We start from the raw sequence: 18,992 nt of genomic DNA on the forward strand, positions 1-18,992 counted from the left end.
AAAACAATTATTCCACAATTACTTTTCACAATTATGTATTTAACCATTTCAATATTCTTGACGATATTCGGTTTGAAAAAGAAGACAATCTTTTTATCCTCACAGGCAGAATTATGAATTCTCCGACCACTATTTCAAAGCTACGGGAGTTTATCCAAGAGAATGACATTGGCCTTGTTTTAATCGACACCATTAGCCGGTTTTGGAACGTCAAAGACGAAAATAATAACCAAGAAATTATCAGGGAGGTCTCTCCCCTTTTAGACCTCGCCCATGAAACCAACACAGCGGTTGGACTCCTTGTCCATGACAGAAAGAGTGGCGGAGAAGATGGACGGAGTATCCGTGGAGCCTCTTCATTCTTCGGGCTTGTAGATCAAGCCATTCTATTAGACCGGAGGCAAGGAGGCACTACAACACAACGGACCGTCAAGACCCTAGGGCGTTATGCAGAAAGCCCCAGAGAGCTGCTTATAGACCTTGTAGAGAACGAATATACGGTACTAGGGACACCTGAGGAGGTAGGAAGGCTGGCTGCTCTCACTAAGGTCCAAGAGGCTTTAGGAGTAGATTCTCAGGATGTAAAGGCCATTGCTGAGGAGACTGGCCTAACACAGAAAGAAGTCCGGAGGACGGTGGAAGAGCTGAGAGAAAAGGGAAAAGCCATACGTGGGGGTGAAGGAAAACGGGGTAGCCCCTACACTTATCGGCGTCCAAGCCATTCGGATTCGTTTCTTTCCCAACCCACCTCTATAGGGGAAGAAACGAATATTGAAGAGATCAGCCTTTTTGGGAGATAAATGAATATCACCCTAACACCAATCAAGAAGCCTGTCAGATTAAACACATCACAAGGGCTAAAAGTTTACAAACCTGGAGAGACCTTCACAGCCGAATTTGAGGATGCTCAACCGTTCATCAAAAAGGGCATTCTTCGGATGGTAGAGAAACCTTCTTTGCGACTAGCCGTAGGTCAATTAGTTAAGTGGAATTCCCCTATCCTAGGATCAATGAAGGGCCTTGTTCAGATGGTTCCTGGGGACGGGACGATCGTTGTGGCTCATCCTCTAACCGGCGACATTGCTTCAATTCTAGTTGAATGGCTGAATAAAAGTGATATTGAAAAAAGGGAGAATGCTTAGAAATGCCCGGTAAGAAATTGAATAAAAAAGAATTAGCGTATGCAAAGGTTATGGTTGATCTCGGCCATTCACCGACAAGCGTTGCTAACTCGCTAGGCCGAAGCCACCATACTGTCATTACGCACTTGCAGAAAGAATGTGATGATCCCGCCGTAGCCCAGATGGTGGAGCTTATTAAAAAAAGCGAACTCAATGAACTCCACGCGATTGGCTTTAAGTCGAGAGCGATCTTGAATAACTACCTCGATGAAATCCTAGCTGGGGAAAGGCAGGTCAATCCGATTGCAGTCACGGCGATACTTGATCGGACGAACAACCAGAAAGTAACCCTGCAATCCAATACGCCGATGATCTTTGATGCCAGAGCCAATGCAGCGGAGGCAAAGGCCACAAAAGGCCGTATAGAAGCCCTAGAGGCAGAATTGAAAGCTGCCGGAGTTGAACTCATTCAAGATGAATCAGGGGTGTACCATGCGGGAGAAGATTAATCCTTTTTGCCAGAAAATCAATGGAGAGGCCATACTAACGTTACCCCTCGTCCACCCTCGGCCCTGTACCCCCCAGGTCCGGCCCAAGATCTCTTGACCAAGATAGTTCGGAATTATTAAACATGAAATCCGAGATCAAGAATATAGCTTTAATCCCTTCCTACCTCGACTTGAAGGCTCTATCAGCCTATTCATCCTGCTCGGTTCGGTGGTTAAGATATCGATTGTTTGACAATAGTAATCCCCTCCCCCATTTCCGCATTGAAGGCAAGCTTTTAGTTAAGGTTGACGAATTTGACCGCTGGATGATGAACTTCCATGTAACCCAACAGCATACCGACCTTGAACATATCATTGACGATGTACTTCAACAGGTCACCTCTTAATTTTCGTCTTGACTTTTCCATTCATAGATTGATACTAAATAGAGTATCATGATGTTAAAGACTATTCGTAAGGAAAAAGGACTTTCACAGCGCGAATTGGCCGCCAAATGCAATATGAGCCAGACTTTCCTTTCCAACGTCGAGAATGGCCATTGTGATCCATCATTGAGTACTCTCAAGAGGCTTGCAAAGGGACTAGGAATCACAGTAAGTAAATTGGTGGAAGAACCGAAACCTTAGAAGAGGAGGAAGCAATGGGCGTCAAGGTGAGAGAGAGACCGCTTGGGAGCGGGAAGTGGTGGATCTTTACTGATTATAAGGGAAAGCGGTGTGCCAGATATATACGCTCTGGCAAACGTGAGGCCGATAAGATAGCGGAAAAAATCGCTTCCAAGTTGGACGTTCTAACATCGGCCAAGAAACAAGGGGTGAATATCTCAATCCGTCAAGTGGTTCTGGATGATCCCAATCGGATAGTAAAGGAGCCGGTCAATAAAGGGCCGAAATTAGAAGAATACGCCTCAGAATGGATTGATGGTTGTGAAACAAGAGGACTTAAACACACAACCTGCCGAAGTTATAAGGGGCTTTTAGACAAACATCTTCTTCCGGCACTCGGAGACATGGCGCTAAGTGAGATCAACCGGAAAATGGTCAAGGAGCTTGCCATTGAGAAACGAAAAGCAGGTTCTTCTCCCAGTACTGTTCGGCTTATTCTCGGCACGTTATCGGTTATCTTCACATCGGCAATTGATGATGACATCGTTGCTCACAATCCGGCTTTGCGTCCAAGTAAGTTCATGAAGATGCGTGGAAAGCGGGATAACATCAATCCTTTTACCCATGAAGAGGAAACGATATTCTTGCAAACCGTACAGGAGTATAAGCCCCGCTTCTATCCACTATTTCTCTTCCTTTTGAGGACTGGTTGCCGGATCGGTGAAGCGGTTGCGGTTCAGCATGGTGATCTTGATTTTCATGGACGCTTCATCGAGATAAGGCAAAACTGGACCAATGGACAATTAACCACACCTAAGAATGGCAAGACTAGAAGGGTCGATATGTCAAAGGGGCTTGCGAAGGTCTTGAAGGATCACCTAACAACCTTGGAATTAGAGGCAGCGGTAAATGGGAAGAAACGACCTCAATGGGTATTTCCCAATGAAATTGGTGGAATCTTAGACCCGGATAATCTTAGGAGCCGGGTCTTTTACAAGGTACTTGAAAAGGCTGAACTCAGGCGGATCAGGATACACGACCTCCGCCATACCTTTTGCAGTCGCTTGATTACTAATAACGAGAGTCTCGCTTATATCCGAGACCAGATGGGACATAGCAGTATTCAGGTCACGGTTGATCTGTATGGACACTTGGTTCCTGGGAGCAACAAACAGGCAGTTGATCGGCTTGATGAGCCTGTGGAAAAACCGAGAACTGAGGAAAAATCCGCAACTATCCGCAACCAAGATTGAGGGGGTCATTCACATGAGAGGGGAAAAACACCATAACTCATTGATTTTACTGGAGCCGGCGAGTGGGATTGAACCACCGACCTGCTGATTACGAATCAGCTGCTCTACCACTGAGCTACGCCGGCAACGAATGTTCTTAGCACTGGAAAGTGTGAGTCGTTACGTGCTTCTTACTCGGACAAGGCTTCAGAAATAATGATCTTTTTTCGAACAACCTTGCCAATCGGTCCCATCGGACCAAGATCTTTTCCATCCAGATAAACACGTACGCCACCTGCATTCCCAAGCGTCAAAAAAAACGACTCCTTCGCTCTCCAACGCACCGTGTCTTCCGGTTGGAGCATGGCCTCTTGTATTTCATCCCCATCAAGGGTGACCTGCACCCAAGAGGAGGAAACTGCCTCGACAAGCAGGACGGAAGGAGTCGCAGGTTCATCTGATATCAGATCAGGCGTGTCATCAGGCTTCTGACCAGAGTCATGGTCTGATAACGGTGCCGTAGCCGTAAGAGGAAGCTCTTCTCCCGCTTCTGGCAAAGGGTTTTCTTCTTCCTCAGATACATCCCCTACCTCTGAAAGTTCTCCATCCTGATCACCCGTTTCCAGAACGGGTGGTCCAAGCACCTGAGGCACCTCAGGAGAAATGACTTCTTCCAAGGAGGTTGTTTCAGGAGAAGAGGGTTCATCTTCTTCCACACCTTTCTTGGGAAGGACGACGGTGAGAATAAGCAAAAACAGGATTAGAGCACCCACAGACATGACCGTCCAGGATGGAAACGGAAGACGATCAGGCCTCCCTGCCTGAATATACGGAGGGGGTTTATCCTCTGCTCCTCTTCCCTTTCGCGGTTTTTCTGATTCAACAAGTTCCGAAAATGCATCAAGGACCTCGTCAATATCTAATTCCAGGCATAGGGCGTAACCCTTTACAAAGCCCTTCGCCGAAACCATATTGGGAAGAAGGTCAAACCTATTCTCTTCGATCGCCCGAATAAACCGGGGCGAGATGCGGGTTCGGCCAGCCATCTCGTCGATCGACAGTTTTTTCGCTTTCCGCGCTTGTTGGAGGTAGTCTCCCAGGTTTTCCATCAGGCCTGCTATGTTATCGTGTTTTTATCGTTACTGGAGGGCATCCAAAAACTTTTCGGCTTCCTGCGCCGACTGACTCTGAGGCGACAACTCGATCACCTTTTTAAACTCCTTCGCAGCCAAATCCTTAGAACCTGTTTTCAAGTACGAAAAGGCCAGGTTGTAATGTGCATCAAGATAAGCCGGTGCTATCTGCAATGCCTCCTGATACGAAGTAATCGCCTCTTTGAGTCTCCCCTTTTGGTGATACACCTTTCCCAGCCCGTTGTGCGCAACAATACTTTCAGGATCAAACCGGAGAACATCCTTAAACTCCCTCAGGGCATCGTCATATCTCTCTTGTTTGAGATAGAGAGATCCTAAGTTCCAATGGGGGAATTGCGGGGTGGCATACTCTGTATTTTCGAGAGCCTTGTGATATTCGCCGATCGCCTCTTCAAATTTTCCTTGTCTTTCGTGAACCGTTCCCATGTAGTTATGCGCTTCGGAAAACCTTGGATCTATCAAAAGTGTTTTCTTGAATGACACGATGGCCTCAGCATAGTCCTCTCTTTTAAAGTGAACATCCCCAAGGGCGTAGTGCGCATCCCGGTTACGGGGGTCAAGCTTAACGGCCTTTTGGAACTCGATATAGGCCTTCTGAAGATTTGGAGGAATATCCCGTGAATACGCAATGCCAAATTTGTAGTGCGCCGTGGAGTCCTTTTCTTTCTTGAGTCGTGCTTCTGTCATACCGCAAGCGACCCAGAACGGAAGAAAGACCAGGACAAACCACACTCTATATTTAAAGAACCCTGCCCCGAAGGGATGGCGACTGCGCTCGCTTTGCGTGTTCATGACACCTCTGGCTTATTATCGGAAGAACGGGGTTGATAGCTATACGGGTTCAAGATTAATGGCTCTCAAAAAAGGTAAGCGCCTTAAATTCTTTGTATCGACTGGCAATATCATCTGCCGTTAACGAACGCAGGCGATCAAGGCTGAAGGCTTCTACATTGAAAGAGGCCATCGCACTTCCATAAATAACCGCCTGTCGAATGGTGACATCATTCACCGCGCCATTCTTGGAGAGGTAACCCATAAACCCTCCAGCAAAGGAATCTCCGGCACCGGTTGGATCAAAGATGGACTCCAGGGGAAAGGCCGGCGCGGCAAACATGGTTTGACCATTAAACATCAAGGCACCATATTCCCCCCGCTTGATGACAAGAATTTTCGGACCGAGAGCGAGAATTTTCTTGGCTACCGCCACAAGGTTGAACTCTTTTGCAAGCTCACGCGCCTCACCATCGTTGATCATTAGGATATCAACTTCTTTCAGTATCTCTAACAAGGCAGCTCGTTTTCCCTCGATCCAGTAATTCATCGTATCACATGCCACCAGCTTCGGATCCTTGACCTGCCTGAGAACATCCAACTGAAGTTCGGGATCAATGTTGGCCAGAAAAACAAAGGGTGAGTCTGAATATGTTGCCGGAAGCCTGGGATGAAAGGTCTCAAACACATTGAGCTGTGTCTCAAGAGTCTTCGCCTCGTTCAAGTGAAAACCATATTCACCTCGCCACCGAAATGTTCGACCCGGCTGTCGTTCCACCCCGTCCGTATCAATACCGCGCTCCTTCAGAAACTGAAGATGTGAGTCGGGAAAATCCTCGCCCACCACGGCGACCATCCGGACCTCTGTAAAATAACTTGCCGAGGTCGCAAAATATGTCGCGGACCCCCCTAAAACCTCATCGGCCTCACCAAAAGGGGTTTTCACAGAATCAAACGCTACGGAACCGACGACCAATAAACTCATCTCTCTCCTTTGTGACCTATCCAGATCTAAATACTTCGTTTTAGCAATTCTTTGGCTTACTGCTTCCCAGATTTTTTTTCAAAGCCTTATCCAGGGCCGCAATCAGGTTGCGGCTCGTTGAGTTTAGGATGTCTTCAACGCGGACACGCTCTTTTTCTCCGGGCTCGGTGACTTCGGACTGACTGGTCCCGATCCATACGGCCTTTCCACACTCACTGTCCCAGAGTTCTCCCCGAAGAGAGACCCGTTTATAGACCGTAACAGGGATGTGACTCGGACCGGAAGAAAAAACCGAGATCAAACCTCCGACGCCCCTTTCTGCCTTCTGCATCGTCCGGGTCGCAGTATGCTTATCGTTAAAGAGAATCTCACCGATAAAAAGATAACGAACCTCCTCTATCCTCCCCCATTCTCTCAGGCCATCCACATCCATCGACCTGCCTTCCTGATAACGGCGAAAAAACGCTTTATATTCCGCCTGTTTCTCTGCGCTTTTTATTTTCCTGACTGCATCCGTTCTTGGAATCACCCGAAGGTCCGGAAAAAAAGAACGAAGCCCTTGAAAAACCTCGAAAGCAACCGACTGACGCAAACCATCGGGGGCCCCTCTCTCCAAAATGGCAAAGAGGGCCATCCCATTTTTGTTCAAGGCCTCAACAGAAAACTCCGAATGGATGAGTTCGGTTTCCCAGCGTTCCTGAAGCATCGGCGGTGGATTCTGCAAGGCTTCATGGGAAGGAACCGGAAAGAAAGACACGCAACCCGATAGGAAAAACCCTAAAAATATGACCGCTTGCTTCATGAGAGATATTTACCAATAATGGGTCTTAAGGAACTCTTCAACTTTCTTGAGATAGAAGAGGGGTCGGTGACAATGGCATTTTTCAGCGCATCCGCACAAAGGCAGTTTCTTTTTAAATCGACCCGTCCGACAGCGGCCTGAATCATATTCTTGGAGAGGGCCACATTTTGCTTAAGCGTCTTCAGGACCATTTCTGCCGTGACAGGACCTGTGCCAATATGCCAGCAGTCGTAATCAGTTGCCATCGCCATACTCACATAACAGATTTCCGCTTCCCGGGCCAGCTTTGCCTCCGTCACATTTGTCATCCCGATCACAGAAACCCCCCATTTCCGGTGAATATCAGACTCCGCACGGGTTGAAAATTGGGGCCCTTCCATACAAAGATAGGTTCCACCGCGATGAAGTGTCGCCCCAACATCCTGACCCGCCATCGCAACAACTTCAGTCAACTCCGGACAAACCGGATCAGCCAGACTCACATGCGCCACGATTCCGTTTCCAAAAAAGGTACTTCTTCGCCCCTTGGTCAGATCATAAAACTGACCCGGGAGAACAACATCTCCGGGAGCAATCTCTTCCTTCATGCTGCCGACAGCGCTGACAGACAAGATCCGTTCTACACCCAGCTTTTTCATCGCAAAAATATTGGCGCGGTAATTGATCTCGGACGGCAGTATCGTGTGCCCCCGGCCGTGACGCGGCAGGAAGGCGACTGGCACACCCTTGAGGCTCCCCATAATGAACTTTCCAGAGGGCCGTCCGAAGGGTGTGGCCACCGATACCTCTCTCACCTCCTGAAGATTTTCCATGTCATAGAGACCGCTCCCCCCAATAACACCGATACGCGCCTGTGGAAGCTCTCTTGATATTCCAAGTCTTTTCGCGGGCTTTTTTATCATGGTGATCTTCCTCTATGCAAATCCCCCCTCTGTTGAAATCAGACGGATAAAACTGGATCGGATTATATCATAATCTCGTAATTCTTCAAGTTTCTGATCCGTTCAACGGTTTCATCCGCAGACTCCTCCGGCGCAAGATCAATCCACTCAATTCGGAGGTCTGCGCGAAACCAGGTCATTTGACGCTTTGCGTAGCGGCGGATATCCCGTTTCAATAAAGAAACCGCCTCCTCCAGTGAACATTCCCCTTCTAGATATGGCACAATCTGCCTGTACCCCAGTCCAAGCATAGACGGCAATGACCGGGAAAGGCCCGATGAGAGCAGTGCTGCTGTTTCCTCGACCAGTCCAGACGTGATCTGCTGATCGACACGCCTTTCTATCCTCTGGACCAGGTCTTTTCGATCACGCCTTAAACCCAGCATCCAGAAAGGTGATTCTCTGGAAGCTTGATGACGATGTTCTTCATGGAATTCGGAGAGTCGGCGACCGGTCAAGGCATGCACTTCAAGGGCGCGTATGATCTTACGGAGATCCCGATAGTGTACCTTCTGAGCCAGAACCGGATCAACCGTCTGAAGCATACGGTGGAGCGTCCCCTTTTCTTCCTCTTTTTCCTTTTCAAGAAGTGAACTACGTAATTTCCAATCGGCAGGGGGACCTTCCCATAGTCCATCCAACAAGGCCCTGAGGTAGAGACCACTCCCTCCTTCAATCAAAATGATCTGATCCTGACCTTCCCTTTCGGCAATCGTGGCCTCAGCCGCTCTCTTGTAGGCCCCTGCAGAAAAAGATTGGTCAGGGGGAATGAGGTCGATAAGATGACGTGGAACACGCCTTCTCGCCTCGAGAGAAGGTTTTTCAGTCGCGATATCCATGCCCTGATAAATCTGCATGGAGTCCGCTACGATGATCTCGGTTCGGAGTCCCTGTGCCAGGAACTCCGTCACCCGGCTCTTCCCGACCGCGGTCGGACCGACGATGACAAACCAGGGCTTCCTGGTCTCTGAGGCCTTGTCACAAAACAACTTGAGTTTTTGTGGCATGACAATACTCACCGTCGTCGGAACAGCTTTTCTAATTCTGTTAAGGGATAGCTTAGTAAAATCGGCCTCCCATGAGGACAAGTCGGAGGAGAACCCTTTTCAAAGTATTCCTTAAGAAGAGACTCAATCTCGGGCAGCGCCAATGTCTGATGCGCACGAACGGCTCCGTGACAGGCCATGGAGGCGATCATCTTCAATATGGGTTGATCCACTTGAGAAGAAACCTCTATCTCGGACAATTCATCGCTCAGATCGATCAGAAACGATTCAAGGTTCATCTCGGTCAGGAGAGCCGGCACGGCCCGAACCAGGAAAGTTGTTTCACCAAAAGGTTCAATCTTCAATCCAAGCTCTTCCAGCCGCGGCAAATAATCTCTGAGAAGTCCCGCTCTGGATATCGGAAGATCAACCTGCTGTGGAAAGAGAAGCGGCTGAACCTCGATAAACACAGTGGAGGCTGAATCCGCTTGTCCCTGCGACGCCTGAAAGCGCCGCCAGTCTGACAGTAAGGACTCATAAAGGACGCGTTCATGCGCGGTGTGCTGGTCAATAATCACAAGGCAGCCATCCACTTCGGCAAGCAAAAAAGTACCATAGACCTGCCCGATGGGACGAATCAGGGGTGTTGATCCCAAGGATGCAGTCTGAGACGAAAAAGAAGGGTCTGGCAATAAGGCGTGAGTTTCTGGATAGACTTTATCTGCCTCTCTTACGCGCTCCGATTCGGATGATGTGGGCCATCCGAGCCATTTCCCTCCCTCTCCTGAAGCATCAGAACGCAAACCCGCTTCGCTACGGATAATGCCTTCACTCCCCGGCCATCTGGGTCGGCTCGAAGCAGAGGACAGGGCATCAGGCGGTCCAGATGCCGAGCGGACATCCGTCCCATACCCAATTCCGCCCGCCGAGGACAAGGCTTCCCGAAAAATTCGGCGAACCGTCTGATGGACAAGATCGGTATTTTGAAAGCGGACCTCTCTCTTCGCCGGATGAACATTGACATCAACCCGCGAAGGATCAATGTCGAGGAATAAAACAAAAAAGGGATGTTCTCCCTTCATCAGATAGCTTGCATAAGCGTCATAGATTGCATGAACAAGAAGGGGACTCCGGATGGGCCGTTGATTTACAAAGAGGTATTGATCCTTCCGATGATTTTTCCCAAGCGGAGGTCGGGAAAAAAAAGCCCGCAGGGAAATGCCCTCTCCGGCCATATCACCTCCCTCTGTCTGGAGGCAGTGCTCAACCGGCTTTCGGCCAATCAGTTGTGAAATCCTAGACTTTAGATCCGGGACGGGCAGACAGTCGAGAAGACGTCTGCTTCCATGGGTCAAACGAAAATGAATGGAGGGATAGGACAGGCCGATTTGAAACAGTACTCCGCTGATATGGCTGAGTTCAGTTTGCGTCGATTTGAGAAATTTCTTGCGCGCCGGAACATTAAAAAAGAGGTCTCTGATCTCAAAGTTAGACCCCTGGGCCGAAGCCGTGACCTTGATGGATTGTATCTTCCCCGCTTCCAGGCTTAGGTCAGAGCCCTCTAATGCACCGGCAGGACAGGTTCTCAAGCGAATGTTCGAGATGGAGGCTATGCTTGGGAGGGCCTCCCCGCGAAAACCCAGGGTCATAATGGATGATAGGTCTTTTTCCTCAGTAACCTTGCTCGTTGCATGCCGTTGAAAGGCGAGACAGGCATCTTCCTGATCCATTCCCTCACCATCATCCTCGACCTGGATCAGTCGAAGTCCGCCTTCCAATACGGAGACAAAAATACGTTGGCTCTTGGCATCAATCGCATTTTCGACCAACTCCTTTACGACAGAGGCCGGTCTCTCAACAACCTCACCCGCTGCGATCTTGTTGGCCAGGCTCTCAGAAAGAATATTGATCTTTGGCACAATTTTCCAGACCCGGTTTCAATAATTAAGATATAGGGAAGGAGAAAATCCTCAGTTCAGGGCGGCAAGTTGGTCTTTAGCCAGAAGTGCCTCATTTGAATTAGGGAATTGTTCGATGACCCTTTTTAAATGAATCCGTGCTTTCACACGATCACCCAGTTCCAGGTGGGCAAACCCGATCTTGAGCAAAGCACTTGACACCTTTTCACTCCTGGGATGTTCTTTTCGAAGGCGATCGAAGTACTCGATTGCCTTCGAAAAGAATTTCTTCCCATAATAGCTCTCTCCTGTCCAATAAATCGATTGAGGAATCAGAGCCGATTTCTGGTACTGGTCACTAAAGTTCTTAAAAGATATAATCGCAAGATCGTAATTTCCTTTAAGATAATCGTTATACGCCAGATTATAGGCCTCCGTTGGAGACAAAACGTTCCCAAGGCCTAGAATTTTGATCTTCTTGCCAGGTAGTACCGTCCTTTCTTCATGAAATTCCTGGCCTTTTTTAGGAAATCCGCTTGCTTCAACTGCAAAAAGACGAGATTCCAGATCCTCTAGGCGGTTTAAAAGATCTTGTGCCCGGAATGACTGATCCTCCATCCGTTTACTGATGCCGGAAAAGTGGTGCCTGTCTTCGGAAACCAAACCAGAAAGAACCTGGAAGTCCGTCTTCAAATCATCAACCTGCACAACCATCTCAGCAGACTGCTTCTTCTTGTCAGTAAGTCCTCCCGAACTGACCTCGCGCATTTTCTTTTCAAGATGCTCAAGACGCCCTTGAAGCTCCCAGCGATGCTTTCTCAGCGCCTCGACATCATATTCAATCTCAACCATGTTTGATTGAAGGGCGCATCCCGGCATCAGGAAAAAGAGAAAAAAACCACAGGACAAAACGATTATCTTTTTGAACATCCTTTTAAACCTCGGCAAGTACAATTACAGGTGACAAGGGGATAAATATTGATCCTGCTAGACATCCATTCCTCTTTAGAATCAGCCACCCGTCAGCACAACTGGCAGAGTCTTCTACCTTTTAGATTGAATGAGGAAGTGAGCTCTTCTGTTCTGCTTCCAACACCGTTCCTCACTCTGTACACAAAAAGGCCGTTCCTCTCCATAACTGATGACTTTAATCAAGGCCGAATTAATCCCCAGGGCCTCCAGAAAACGCTTTGTGATTCTCGCACGCCGCGCCCCCAGAACCAGATTATACTCTTCACTCCCTCGCTCATCCGTATGGCCTTGTACCTGAATGGATGTTCCCGGATTGCTCATGAGGAGTTCCGCATTTTTTTGGAGGATTTCTTTCGACTCATTCCGGAGTGAGGCCTCATTAAACTCAAAAAATATATCTGCGATGACCTTCTTCGTAAGCTCCGCCTCCAAACCTGCAGTGGACTCTTCTCCCTGAAATAGTCTTTCTCTTTGGCTTAGCGCTTCACTTTCCCGAGCACCGCCTTGACCCTGAGTCCGTTCTTCCTGTAACCCGCCGAAAGTACTTTCCACACGCTCTTCACCCAGCCCTGCAGTTCCTGACACCGGAGTCAGCTTCTTTGAACAAGCTCCTAACGAAAAAACCAATCCCAGAGCGACCAATAAAAAAAATTTTCCCTGCCTCATTGTTTATATCCTCCTTTATTCAAAATAGAATACATCCGAATAACTTGCTTGGTGAACTCGCCTGTCGATAAAAGATCCTCAAGCGCTACTCGCTGAACCGTTACAACATATTTATCATGATGTAGAATTTCGTTTCATGAAAAGAAAATGATCACTTTGCCTTTGACGACAAGGACGCCGGTCGATCCCCCTGAGTCAACCTGGCCTCGATCCCCCTCACTTTTTTCGTCGTATCCCGTATGAGCCGCCCTTGTTCATCAAGCTTTGTTGTCATCCGGCCTCCTAAAAGTTCAAGCGTCTTTTTCAAGGTATCGAGTGCCCTGGAAAAAGTGGCCAAGTCCTTATCAATCTGTTTTACATCGACCTCACTACTCATCTTTTTGACTTGCCACTCCAGTTCATCCAGACGAACAGATTGACGATTTAATACAGGAGGAATTTTCTCCGCCAACTCAGAAGCCTGATCCGATACGACTTGTAGGCTCTTCTCCTGTTCTTTCGACACCTTCCGAAGATTACGATCGACGAGGCTAATCGCATCAAGCTGTCTCCGCAGTGATTCTTTCAAAGCATCCACTATCCTCATCTGACTCTGTAGCAAGCTTTCAAGTTTGCGCACTTGCTTAGTTAACTTCTCTTTCGACTCTCCATGTTTATTGACCCGAAATGCCACATTTTCAACTTGATGGGAAAGCGCTGAGAACAGTCGGTCTTGCTCCTCAAAGTGACCCTGAACACCCCTGAACTGAAAAGTGGCTTCATCCATTCGTACATTGAGATCGGTCTGGCCTTTCTGAAGGCCAAGGATCTCTTTACGACTATCCTTTAGACCTGCCTTGAAAAGCGTACCATTCCTAGAAATCTCCTCCTTGAGGATGATCGCTGCCTGACGATTCTGTTTTCTCAATTTCTTTAAATCCACCTGGAGCCGAGCAACATCTCCCTCCAAGCTCTTTTTTTCCTGGAGTTCCCGCTGCTCCTCTTCAAGAGCAACCATCCTCACGGTATAGCCGCATCCATGCAACAGAACCATTCCCATCATCATGAAGAGGGAAAACCACAGCTTCATCGACAAACCCCTATTACGCTATTCAAGTCGATACCGAAACCGCATCCAGCAGAGGCGAGGTAGCACTCACAGCACCTATTTAAAGACCCGCTACCCATAAAGACATTACTTTTCCAGGACAACAAAATGCGCACGCCGGTTCTTTTTATAACAAGCCTCATTCTTTTCGCTGCAACTGTTCTTCTCTTCACCGAAACTAATAAATGAAATCCTCGATCGGTCCACACCCATACTCACCAGAAAACTCACTGCGACCTTGGCTCTACGTTCACCCAACACCAGGTTATATTCATCCGTACCCCGAACATCACAATGCCCCTCAATCTGGATTCGTGCTTCCGGATGCGCCTCAAGCCAACGTGCATTTTGTTCCATAGCAGCCCTCGCATCATGTTGGAGAACCCACTGATCAAACTCAAAAAAAGCATCCTGAAGCCGATCAGGATCTCCAGACGAAGAAGTCATCTCTGAAGGGGAAGACCGGTCGGCAAAAATGAATGGTTCATCCGCCTCACCGGCTCCTCCTGGAGTCGTCTCCTCAAAAAATGAAAATCCCTCTGTTGGCGAAACTCTCTCTTCGCCGATGGAATCCTTCAACTTACGCTCCGCCTCCGGCTCGCCAGGGGTACGACGGGTGAGCACTTCAGAGGGTGAATCCGGTGCAAGCCCTGATGCACCCTCTACGGGTACAATCTTCTTGGAACACCCTGTGACGACCAAGAATGATACAAACATTGAAACCAGGCCAAAAGAAGAAAGCCCTCTAAGCAAATGACGCTTCACCTATCTCCCTCCCTTATATATGGAAGCTCTGAATAAGTCATGAATTGTTTTTTCAGGACAAAAAGGTCCCGATTCTGCGTTTCAAATCTTGAAAATAGCAGGCTATTCGCTGCGATTTGTGCCTTGAATCGAAATATTTTATCTCCTGAAAAATTCAACCCAGACTTAATCAGAGCTTCCTTATTTTTCATCACACATTTTAAAAAAGTCAAACGCTAGTCAATACCATATCTATTTAAACAACACAAGTGAAGAATCCAAAGGGAAATAAGGACGGCTAAAAAGATATTTTATGCTCCGTGACATCAATTGGGTGACCAGGATGGGCTGGTATTATTCGCAGGGCTGGAAGTCAAACGGATCAAGCGCGTACCATCCAAATAAATCGAAAAAATCTGGTTTTTACCTGTCCGATTGGATGTAAAGACAAGATCTCTCCCATTCAAAGCCCAAGAGGGGGATTCATCATCCCAAGGGCCACTCTCCGTGATCCGAATCGATTGTTGTCCATCCGCCCGATCGGCACAAAGTTTCAATCTTTTTTCGTTATCCCGGCAGGTGTAAGCAATCCAGTCTCCCTTCGGAGACCATGTCGGCGAGGTGTTGTACTTCCCGATAAACGTCAATCGATGGACATTCATCCCATCGGCATCCATTATATAAATTTGAGGCCCCCCACCCCGATCCGAGGTAAAGGCAATCTGCTTCCCCGTCGGAGACCAACTCGGAGAAAGATCGTCCGCCGCGTTAAATGTCAAGCGCTTATGCCCAGTCCCATCCGGATTCATCGTATAAACCTCGGCATTGCCATCTTTTGTGCTTGCATAGGCAATCCGATCTCCCGCAGGAGACCAGCTTGTCGAAAAGTTCAGACCTGGAAAGGAAACGAGGCTTGTCTGAAGTCCATTCGTCAAATCAATGAGGTAGATATCCGGATTTCCGCTGCGATAAGAGGTATAGGTAATCTTTTTACTATTGAATGACCATCGGGGTGAAAGAGCGATGCTCCGATCCATCGTAATGCGCCTTGGATTTCGTCCATCATAGTCCATAATGTAGACCTCTTTCTTCCCGGATAGATCAGAGACAAAAGTCACCTTCGTCTCTGCAATCCCCTTCTCCCCGGTAAAGTGCTGAACGACCTTGTCCGAAAAACGATGGGCCATTGCACGGATGGCGTTCCTGCTTCCGATAATATTGACGCCGATGACCTGCTCCCCCTTGGCCGTCTCATAGGCATAACTTTCCAGAACCCAATCATCCCCGCTTTGATGAAGCCTGGCCCAGACCAGGGCCTGAACGCCCTTCGCAGACGCCTTTCGCATCACGGCTGAATCCGGTGCCCTGCCTGTTGAATCAGAAAGACCGATCGTACCCGGGTCAATAACACGGAAAAGGCGTGAACGCTCCAGATCTGAATTGAGTGCGGTCTCCGTTAAGAGCAGGACCTCAGCATGCTCTGGAGACCCCTGGAGGGGTAAGATCATCAAAGGAATCCTCTCAAAACCAACGCGGCTCGTCCCCAAAAAGACATCTGCAGCCTTTAAATCTGTGCCTCCTAAAAAGAGGCAAAGGGCCACCAGGAGTAAAAGTCTCGGCCCCGTCACTAGGAATTCTCCAACATGGTAAAGTTAAAATGGATGCTCAGGCGATCCTCCGAAAGGAAGTCTGGAAACGGGGGAAAGGGGTCGGCTCCATAAACGGCGCGCATCGCCGCCTGATCGAAAAAGGGATCTCCAGAGCTCTTTTCAACTTGAATCGACTCACGTTCCACATGACCATTTTTCAGTACATTAAACTGAATGGTTACGTTGGCAGGCTCCCCTTGAAAGGAAACCGGAGGAGGCGCCCACACGCCGCTGATCTTATTCTCCATTTTTTGCAAATAAGCTGGAAACTGAAGACCGACGTTCCCTGTCCCTCCCGTTCCGCCTCCAATAACACCTGCGCTTCCACTAATGCCACCGCCTCCAATAATTCCAGAGTGCCTTATCATGCCCGACGAGTCCGGGCCCGGTTGAGCAGAAGATGAACCCTCAATCAAACCTTCAGAAGAAACAGGATCGGATGCACCTTCTTCGCCTGGAAGAATAAGACCCGATTGATTTCCTCCGGCATCTATGGATGCAGACCTCTCCTGCTCACCTTGTGCCGCCGGGAAGACCGGGCTTAGACTTCGGCCGATCTGAATCTTCGGTGTTTTTTGTTTTATCTCTATTTTTTTCGTCCTCTTTTGAGGGGTCAAGGATCGCTTTGCCCGGCTTTGAGCCGCCTTGGACGGGACCTTGATCGATCTGACTTTTTTCTTCCACCACTCTTCCAGGCGTTCAGGATCATCGTCCGCATTACGAGGCACCTTTAATGATGTTCTCGGAACAACTTCCTGACTCGAAGTCTGGGAGGATGAAGGCGTTGTCCCGGACTTGGAAGGGGCCGCAAAACCAGTCGCCGGGAGAACCGGTTTCACAGGAGTTTTAGACGCACGCGCAGGACGCGACACCCGAACCGCCCGAGGTTTGGATGACGCGGGACCCGCGGCGGATCGAACACGCTTTCCCTGGATTTTGGTAATTGAGGGCGAGGAGATCCCAACGCTGGGAGAAACAAGACTCACCTGGTAGCTTTGAAGCGGAGATTCGCGAATGGCCCAACGCTCCCCCGCCATAATGAGTGCGAAAAAAGAGAGGTGAATGACAACGGAGATCGCCATCATTCTAGGAAGGCCATCACGGTGACGCACACTATCCTCCAGAGGGAATCCCCAGGCAGCTTGCCCCCTATTCACCGACATCTTATTCATCAAGAATACACCCCTGCAGAGAAGGATTCCCTTACGTCAATCAATACCAGAGGGCACACTACTATTCTATAACAATGCCCGCCCCTTGTCACCGGTACTGCAATAAAAAGGGCGCATCACTTACTGATGCGGCCTTGAGCATTCTGTGATAGAGGGATAACGAATAGGCATCATTTGCATTCGAAGGCTTCCGGAGTTTATCGCGGGAGGGCTTCTTTCGGAAGCGGTTCAGTCACGATCCCGAGGCGGGAAATACCTGCCCGCTTGATCAAGTCCATGACCTGAACGACCGTCCCATAAGGGACATCCCGATCGGCCCGAAGATAAAGCGAAACATCCGGAGATATTCCCTTTAATGCTCGGAGGCGTTCTTCGAGTTTGACCAGACCAACTTCCTCTTTATCGAGATAGATGGATCGGTCCTTCTCAACGCTCAATATTTTTCTCTCCGTGGGTGTGATACTGTTTGTCGCAGCCCGGGGGAGTTTGATGTCCATTCCACGATAGAGGAGGGGGGCCGTAATCATAAAAACAATGAGAAGAACCAACATCACATCAACCAATGGAATGATATTGATCTCCGCCACCAGTTCACGATGTCGACTTGAGCTTGTGATCATCTCGTTTTCCTTTAGGATACAACCTTATGTTCGACCGGGGTTTCCACCGCTTCTTCTACGCGCGACAGGAAGTCTGAGGCATAGATCTCTAACTGGGTCTGCATTTTTCTGAGCTTCACTACAAAAATATTATAGGCAACAACTGCAGGAATCGCCACAAAAAGACCGGCGGCCGTATTGATCAAGGCTTCCGCCACACCGGGTGCGACAACAGCAATATTTGCAGATCCTTGCCGCCCGATTTCCTGAAACGCCCCCATAATTCCCCAGACCGTCCCGAAAAGCCCAAGAAAAGGGGCGGTATTCCCCATGGTTGCCAGAAGATGAAGATAGCCTTCCTGATAACTCATCTCGTCTTGTATGGCACTTTGAAGAGTCCGTTCAATGACCGATAGCTTTGGAGGTCGATTTCCATTCTCAGAAAAAGGTTGGCCACTTTTCACCGCAGAAAGATAATGCTTCATCTTCCCAAAGGCCTCTTCAAGAACAGCACCGAAAGACCCTCTTTCCTGTCCCGAACACCCTCTCTCTATGTCCAGTAAATCCTCGGCCTTCGCATAAAGTTCCAGTACCCGGCGATTGTCAGCTTCGGCCTTTCTCAGGCCAATCCACTTGAATAAAATGATCGCCCATGAGGCGATTGATGCAAGAAGAAGTGTCCCCAAAACCAGCCTTGCGACAATACCGGCTTCAAGAAACAAACTCACAAAAGAAAAACCCGTGTCCAACAGAACCTCTCCTTCGAAAACACTGCTTTCGGTCAGAAGTGAAGAATCACCCCTTGTTAATTTGGCGGGGCCGACGAGGATCGAACTCGCGACCTCCGGCGTGACAGGCCGGCGTTCTAACCAGCTGAACTACGGCCCCGCTCCAGACATTAATATCTGCCCCTGCTCAGCCTTGGTAGGCGGAACAGGGATCGAACCTGTGACCTTCGGCTTGTAAGGCCGACGCTCTCCCAACTGAGCTATCCGCCCACGAAACGCTTGTAAAGAAGTTGATCGTCATGTAGAATACCTCTATATTCGATATTTGTCAAAGAAAATAGGTATTTATTCTTGTTGAACCGGCTCCATCT

At 48.7% G+C, this 18,992-nt stretch carries 20 protein-coding genes and 3 tRNA genes; 5 read left to right on the forward strand and 18 right to left on the reverse strand.

Translation table 11 applies throughout. The annotated features are described in order from the left end of the window. Window positions 1-113: 113 nt before the first annotated feature. The 5 genes from EYQ01_05205 to EYQ01_05225 all read left to right on the forward strand — a co-directional run bounded on the left by EYQ01_05205 (window position 114) and on the right by EYQ01_05225 (window position 3,488). Window positions 114-800 carry a hypothetical protein gene (locus EYQ01_05205; GenBank protein HIE65199.1) on the forward strand — a complete coding sequence of 229 codons (687 nt, stop codon included), beginning with the start codon at window positions 114-116 and terminating at the stop codon, window positions 798-800. Beyond that, window positions 801-1,142, forward strand: coding sequence for a hypothetical protein (locus tag EYQ01_05210; protein ID HIE65200.1), 342 nt, complete (start codon window positions 801-803; stop codon window positions 1,140-1,142). Between the two features lie 2 nt (window positions 1,143-1,144). After that, window positions 1,145-1,630 carry a hypothetical protein gene (locus EYQ01_05215; GenBank protein ID HIE65201.1) on the forward strand — a complete coding sequence of 162 codons (486 nt, stop codon included), beginning with the start codon at window positions 1,145-1,147 and terminating at the stop codon, window positions 1,628-1,630. Between the two features lie 434 nt (window positions 1,631-2,064). Then, the gene (locus EYQ01_05220) at window positions 2,065-2,256 is read left to right on the forward strand and encodes an XRE family transcriptional regulator (protein HIE65202.1); all 192 of its coding nucleotides are present in this window, start codon (window positions 2,065-2,067) and stop codon (window positions 2,254-2,256) included. A gap of 14 nt (window positions 2,257-2,270) precedes the next feature. Further along, window positions 2,271-3,488 (forward strand): site-specific integrase, encoded by a 1,218-nt coding sequence (locus EYQ01_05225; GenBank protein ID HIE65203.1) that lies wholly within the window; start codon window positions 2,271-2,273, stop codon window positions 3,486-3,488. A 50-nt stretch (window positions 3,489-3,538) separates the two neighbouring features. Here the strand turns inward: EYQ01_05225 and EYQ01_05230 are convergent. The 18 genes from EYQ01_05230 to EYQ01_05315 all read right to left on the reverse strand — a co-directional run bounded on the left by EYQ01_05230 (window position 3,539) and on the right by EYQ01_05315 (window position 18,891). Beyond that, window positions 3,539-3,613, reverse strand: a tRNA-Thr gene (locus tag EYQ01_05230). A 45-nt stretch (window positions 3,614-3,658) separates the two neighbouring features. Continuing rightward, entirely contained in the window at window positions 3,659-4,576 is a 918-nt protein-coding gene (locus EYQ01_05235) for a helix-turn-helix domain-containing protein (protein HIE65204.1), read from the reverse strand. Window positions 4,577-4,606: 30 nt separating this feature from the next. Continuing rightward, the gene (locus tag EYQ01_05240) at window positions 4,607-5,413 is read right to left on the reverse strand and encodes a tetratricopeptide repeat protein (protein HIE65205.1); all 807 of its coding nucleotides are present in this window, start codon (window positions 5,411-5,413) and stop codon (window positions 4,607-4,609) included. Between the two features lie 55 nt (window positions 5,414-5,468). Next, entirely contained in the window at window positions 5,469-6,377 is a 909-nt protein-coding gene (locus EYQ01_05245) for a sugar kinase (GenBank protein ID HIE65206.1), read from the reverse strand. Window positions 6,378-6,417: 40 nt separating this feature from the next. Beyond that, window positions 6,418-7,179, reverse strand: coding sequence for a hypothetical protein (locus EYQ01_05250; protein HIE65207.1), 762 nt, complete (start codon window positions 7,177-7,179; stop codon window positions 6,418-6,420). Then, entirely contained in the window at window positions 7,176-8,081 is a 906-nt protein-coding gene (mtnP, locus tag EYQ01_05255; GenBank protein HIE65208.1) for an S-methyl-5'-thioadenosine phosphorylase, read from the reverse strand. The genes EYQ01_05250 and mtnP overlap by 4 nt, the downstream gene beginning before the upstream one ends. 62 nt (window positions 8,082-8,143) lie before the next feature. Further along, the gene (miaA, locus tag EYQ01_05260) at window positions 8,144-9,127 is read right to left on the reverse strand and encodes a tRNA (adenosine(37)-N6)-dimethylallyltransferase MiaA (GenBank protein HIE65209.1); all 984 of its coding nucleotides are present in this window, start codon (window positions 9,125-9,127) and stop codon (window positions 8,144-8,146) included. Between the two features lie 8 nt (window positions 9,128-9,135). Next, window positions 9,136-11,025, reverse strand: coding sequence for a DNA mismatch repair endonuclease MutL (gene mutL, locus EYQ01_05265; GenBank protein HIE65210.1), 1,890 nt, complete (start codon window positions 11,023-11,025; stop codon window positions 9,136-9,138). A gap of 51 nt (window positions 11,026-11,076) precedes the next feature. Beyond that, the gene (ybgF, locus tag EYQ01_05270; GenBank protein HIE65211.1) at window positions 11,077-11,934 is read right to left on the reverse strand and encodes a tol-pal system protein YbgF; all 858 of its coding nucleotides are present in this window, start codon (window positions 11,932-11,934) and stop codon (window positions 11,077-11,079) included. Window positions 11,935-12,048: 114 nt separating this feature from the next. Then, the gene (locus EYQ01_05275) at window positions 12,049-12,642 is read right to left on the reverse strand and encodes a hypothetical protein (protein HIE65212.1); all 594 of its coding nucleotides are present in this window, start codon (window positions 12,640-12,642) and stop codon (window positions 12,049-12,051) included. A gap of 151 nt (window positions 12,643-12,793) precedes the next feature. After that, window positions 12,794-13,711, reverse strand: a complete 918-nt coding sequence (locus EYQ01_05280) for a hypothetical protein (GenBank protein ID HIE65213.1) — start codon at window positions 13,709-13,711, stop codon at window positions 12,794-12,796. A 105-nt stretch (window positions 13,712-13,816) separates the two neighbouring features. Further along, a complete protein-coding gene (locus EYQ01_05285) occupies window positions 13,817-14,494 on the reverse strand; it encodes a hypothetical protein (protein HIE65214.1) in 678 nt (225 codons plus the stop codon). A gap of 305 nt (window positions 14,495-14,799) precedes the next feature. Beyond that, complete coding sequence (gene tolB / locus EYQ01_05290; GenBank protein ID HIE65215.1) at window positions 14,800-15,981, reverse strand: Tol-Pal system beta propeller repeat protein TolB; 1,182 nt, start codon at window positions 15,979-15,981, stop codon at window positions 14,800-14,802. Window positions 15,982-16,100: 119 nt separating this feature from the next. Continuing rightward, complete coding sequence (locus EYQ01_05295) at window positions 16,101-17,297, reverse strand: TonB C-terminal domain-containing protein (GenBank protein HIE65216.1); 1,197 nt, start codon at window positions 17,295-17,297, stop codon at window positions 16,101-16,103. A 194-nt stretch (window positions 17,298-17,491) separates the two neighbouring features. Continuing rightward, complete coding sequence (locus EYQ01_05300; protein HIE65217.1) at window positions 17,492-17,911, reverse strand: biopolymer transporter ExbD; 420 nt, start codon at window positions 17,909-17,911, stop codon at window positions 17,492-17,494. A gap of 14 nt (window positions 17,912-17,925) precedes the next feature. Beyond that, window positions 17,926-18,642: a Tol-Pal system subunit TolQ gene (locus EYQ01_05305; protein ID HIE65218.1), complete on the reverse strand. Its 717-nt coding sequence runs from the start codon at window positions 18,640-18,642 to the stop codon at window positions 17,926-17,928. Between the two features lie 62 nt (window positions 18,643-18,704). Further along, window positions 18,705-18,781: transfer RNA gene (locus tag EYQ01_05310), tRNA-Asp, on the reverse strand. Between the two features lie 34 nt (window positions 18,782-18,815). Further along, a tRNA-Val gene (locus EYQ01_05315) sits at window positions 18,816-18,891 on the reverse strand. Window positions 18,892-18,992 lie beyond the last annotated feature (101 nt).

Source organism: Candidatus Manganitrophaceae bacterium, assembly GCA_012960925.1.
Lineage (GTDB): Bacteria > Nitrospirota > Nitrospiria > SBBL01 > JAADHI01 > DUAG01.

Bases quoted from the DNA above. Each gene is read 5' to 3' on its own strand.
- EYQ01_05205 (HIE65199.1), top strand. From the start codon at position 114: ATGAATTCTCCGACCACTATTTCAAAGCTACGGGAGTTTATCCAAGAG.
- EYQ01_05220 (HIE65202.1), top strand. From the start codon at position 2,065: ATGATGTTAAAGACTATTCGTAAGGAAAAAGGACTTTCACAGCGCGAA.
- EYQ01_05215 (HIE65201.1), top strand. From the start codon at position 1,145: ATGCCCGGTAAGAAATTGAATAAAAAAGAATTAGCGTATGCAAAGGTT.
- EYQ01_05210 (HIE65200.1), top strand. From the start codon at position 801: ATGAATATCACCCTAACACCAATCAAGAAGCCTGTCAGATTAAACACA.
- ybgF (HIE65211.1), bottom strand. From the start codon at position 11,934: ATGTTCAAAAAGATAATCGTTTTGTCCTGTGGTTTTTTTCTCTTTTTC.
- EYQ01_05240 (HIE65205.1), bottom strand. From the start codon at position 5,413: ATGAACACGCAAAGCGAGCGCAGTCGCCATCCCTTCGGGGCAGGGTTC.
- EYQ01_05245 (HIE65206.1), bottom strand. From the start codon at position 6,377: ATGAGTTTATTGGTCGTCGGTTCCGTAGCGTTTGATTCTGTGAAAACC.
- EYQ01_05235 (HIE65204.1), bottom strand. From the start codon at position 4,576: ATGGAAAACCTGGGAGACTACCTCCAACAAGCGCGGAAAGCGAAAAAA.
- EYQ01_05280 (HIE65213.1), bottom strand. From the start codon at position 13,711: ATGAAGCTGTGGTTTTCCCTCTTCATGATGATGGGAATGGTTCTGTTG.
- EYQ01_05225 (HIE65203.1), top strand. From the start codon at position 2,271: ATGGGCGTCAAGGTGAGAGAGAGACCGCTTGGGAGCGGGAAGTGGTGG.
- EYQ01_05250 (HIE65207.1), bottom strand. From the start codon at position 7,179: ATGAAGCAAGCGGTCATATTTTTAGGGTTTTTCCTATCGGGTTGCGTG.
- EYQ01_05275 (HIE65212.1), bottom strand. From the start codon at position 12,642: ATGAGGCAGGGAAAATTTTTTTTATTGGTCGCTCTGGGATTGGTTTTT.
- mtnP (HIE65208.1), bottom strand. From the start codon at position 8,081: ATGATAAAAAAGCCCGCGAAAAGACTTGGAATATCAAGAGAGCTTCCA.
- miaA (HIE65209.1), bottom strand. From the start codon at position 9,127: ATGCCACAAAAACTCAAGTTGTTTTGTGACAAGGCCTCAGAGACCAGG.
- tolB (HIE65215.1), bottom strand. From the start codon at position 15,981: ATGATCTTACCCCTCCAGGGGTCTCCAGAGCATGCTGAGGTCCTGCTC.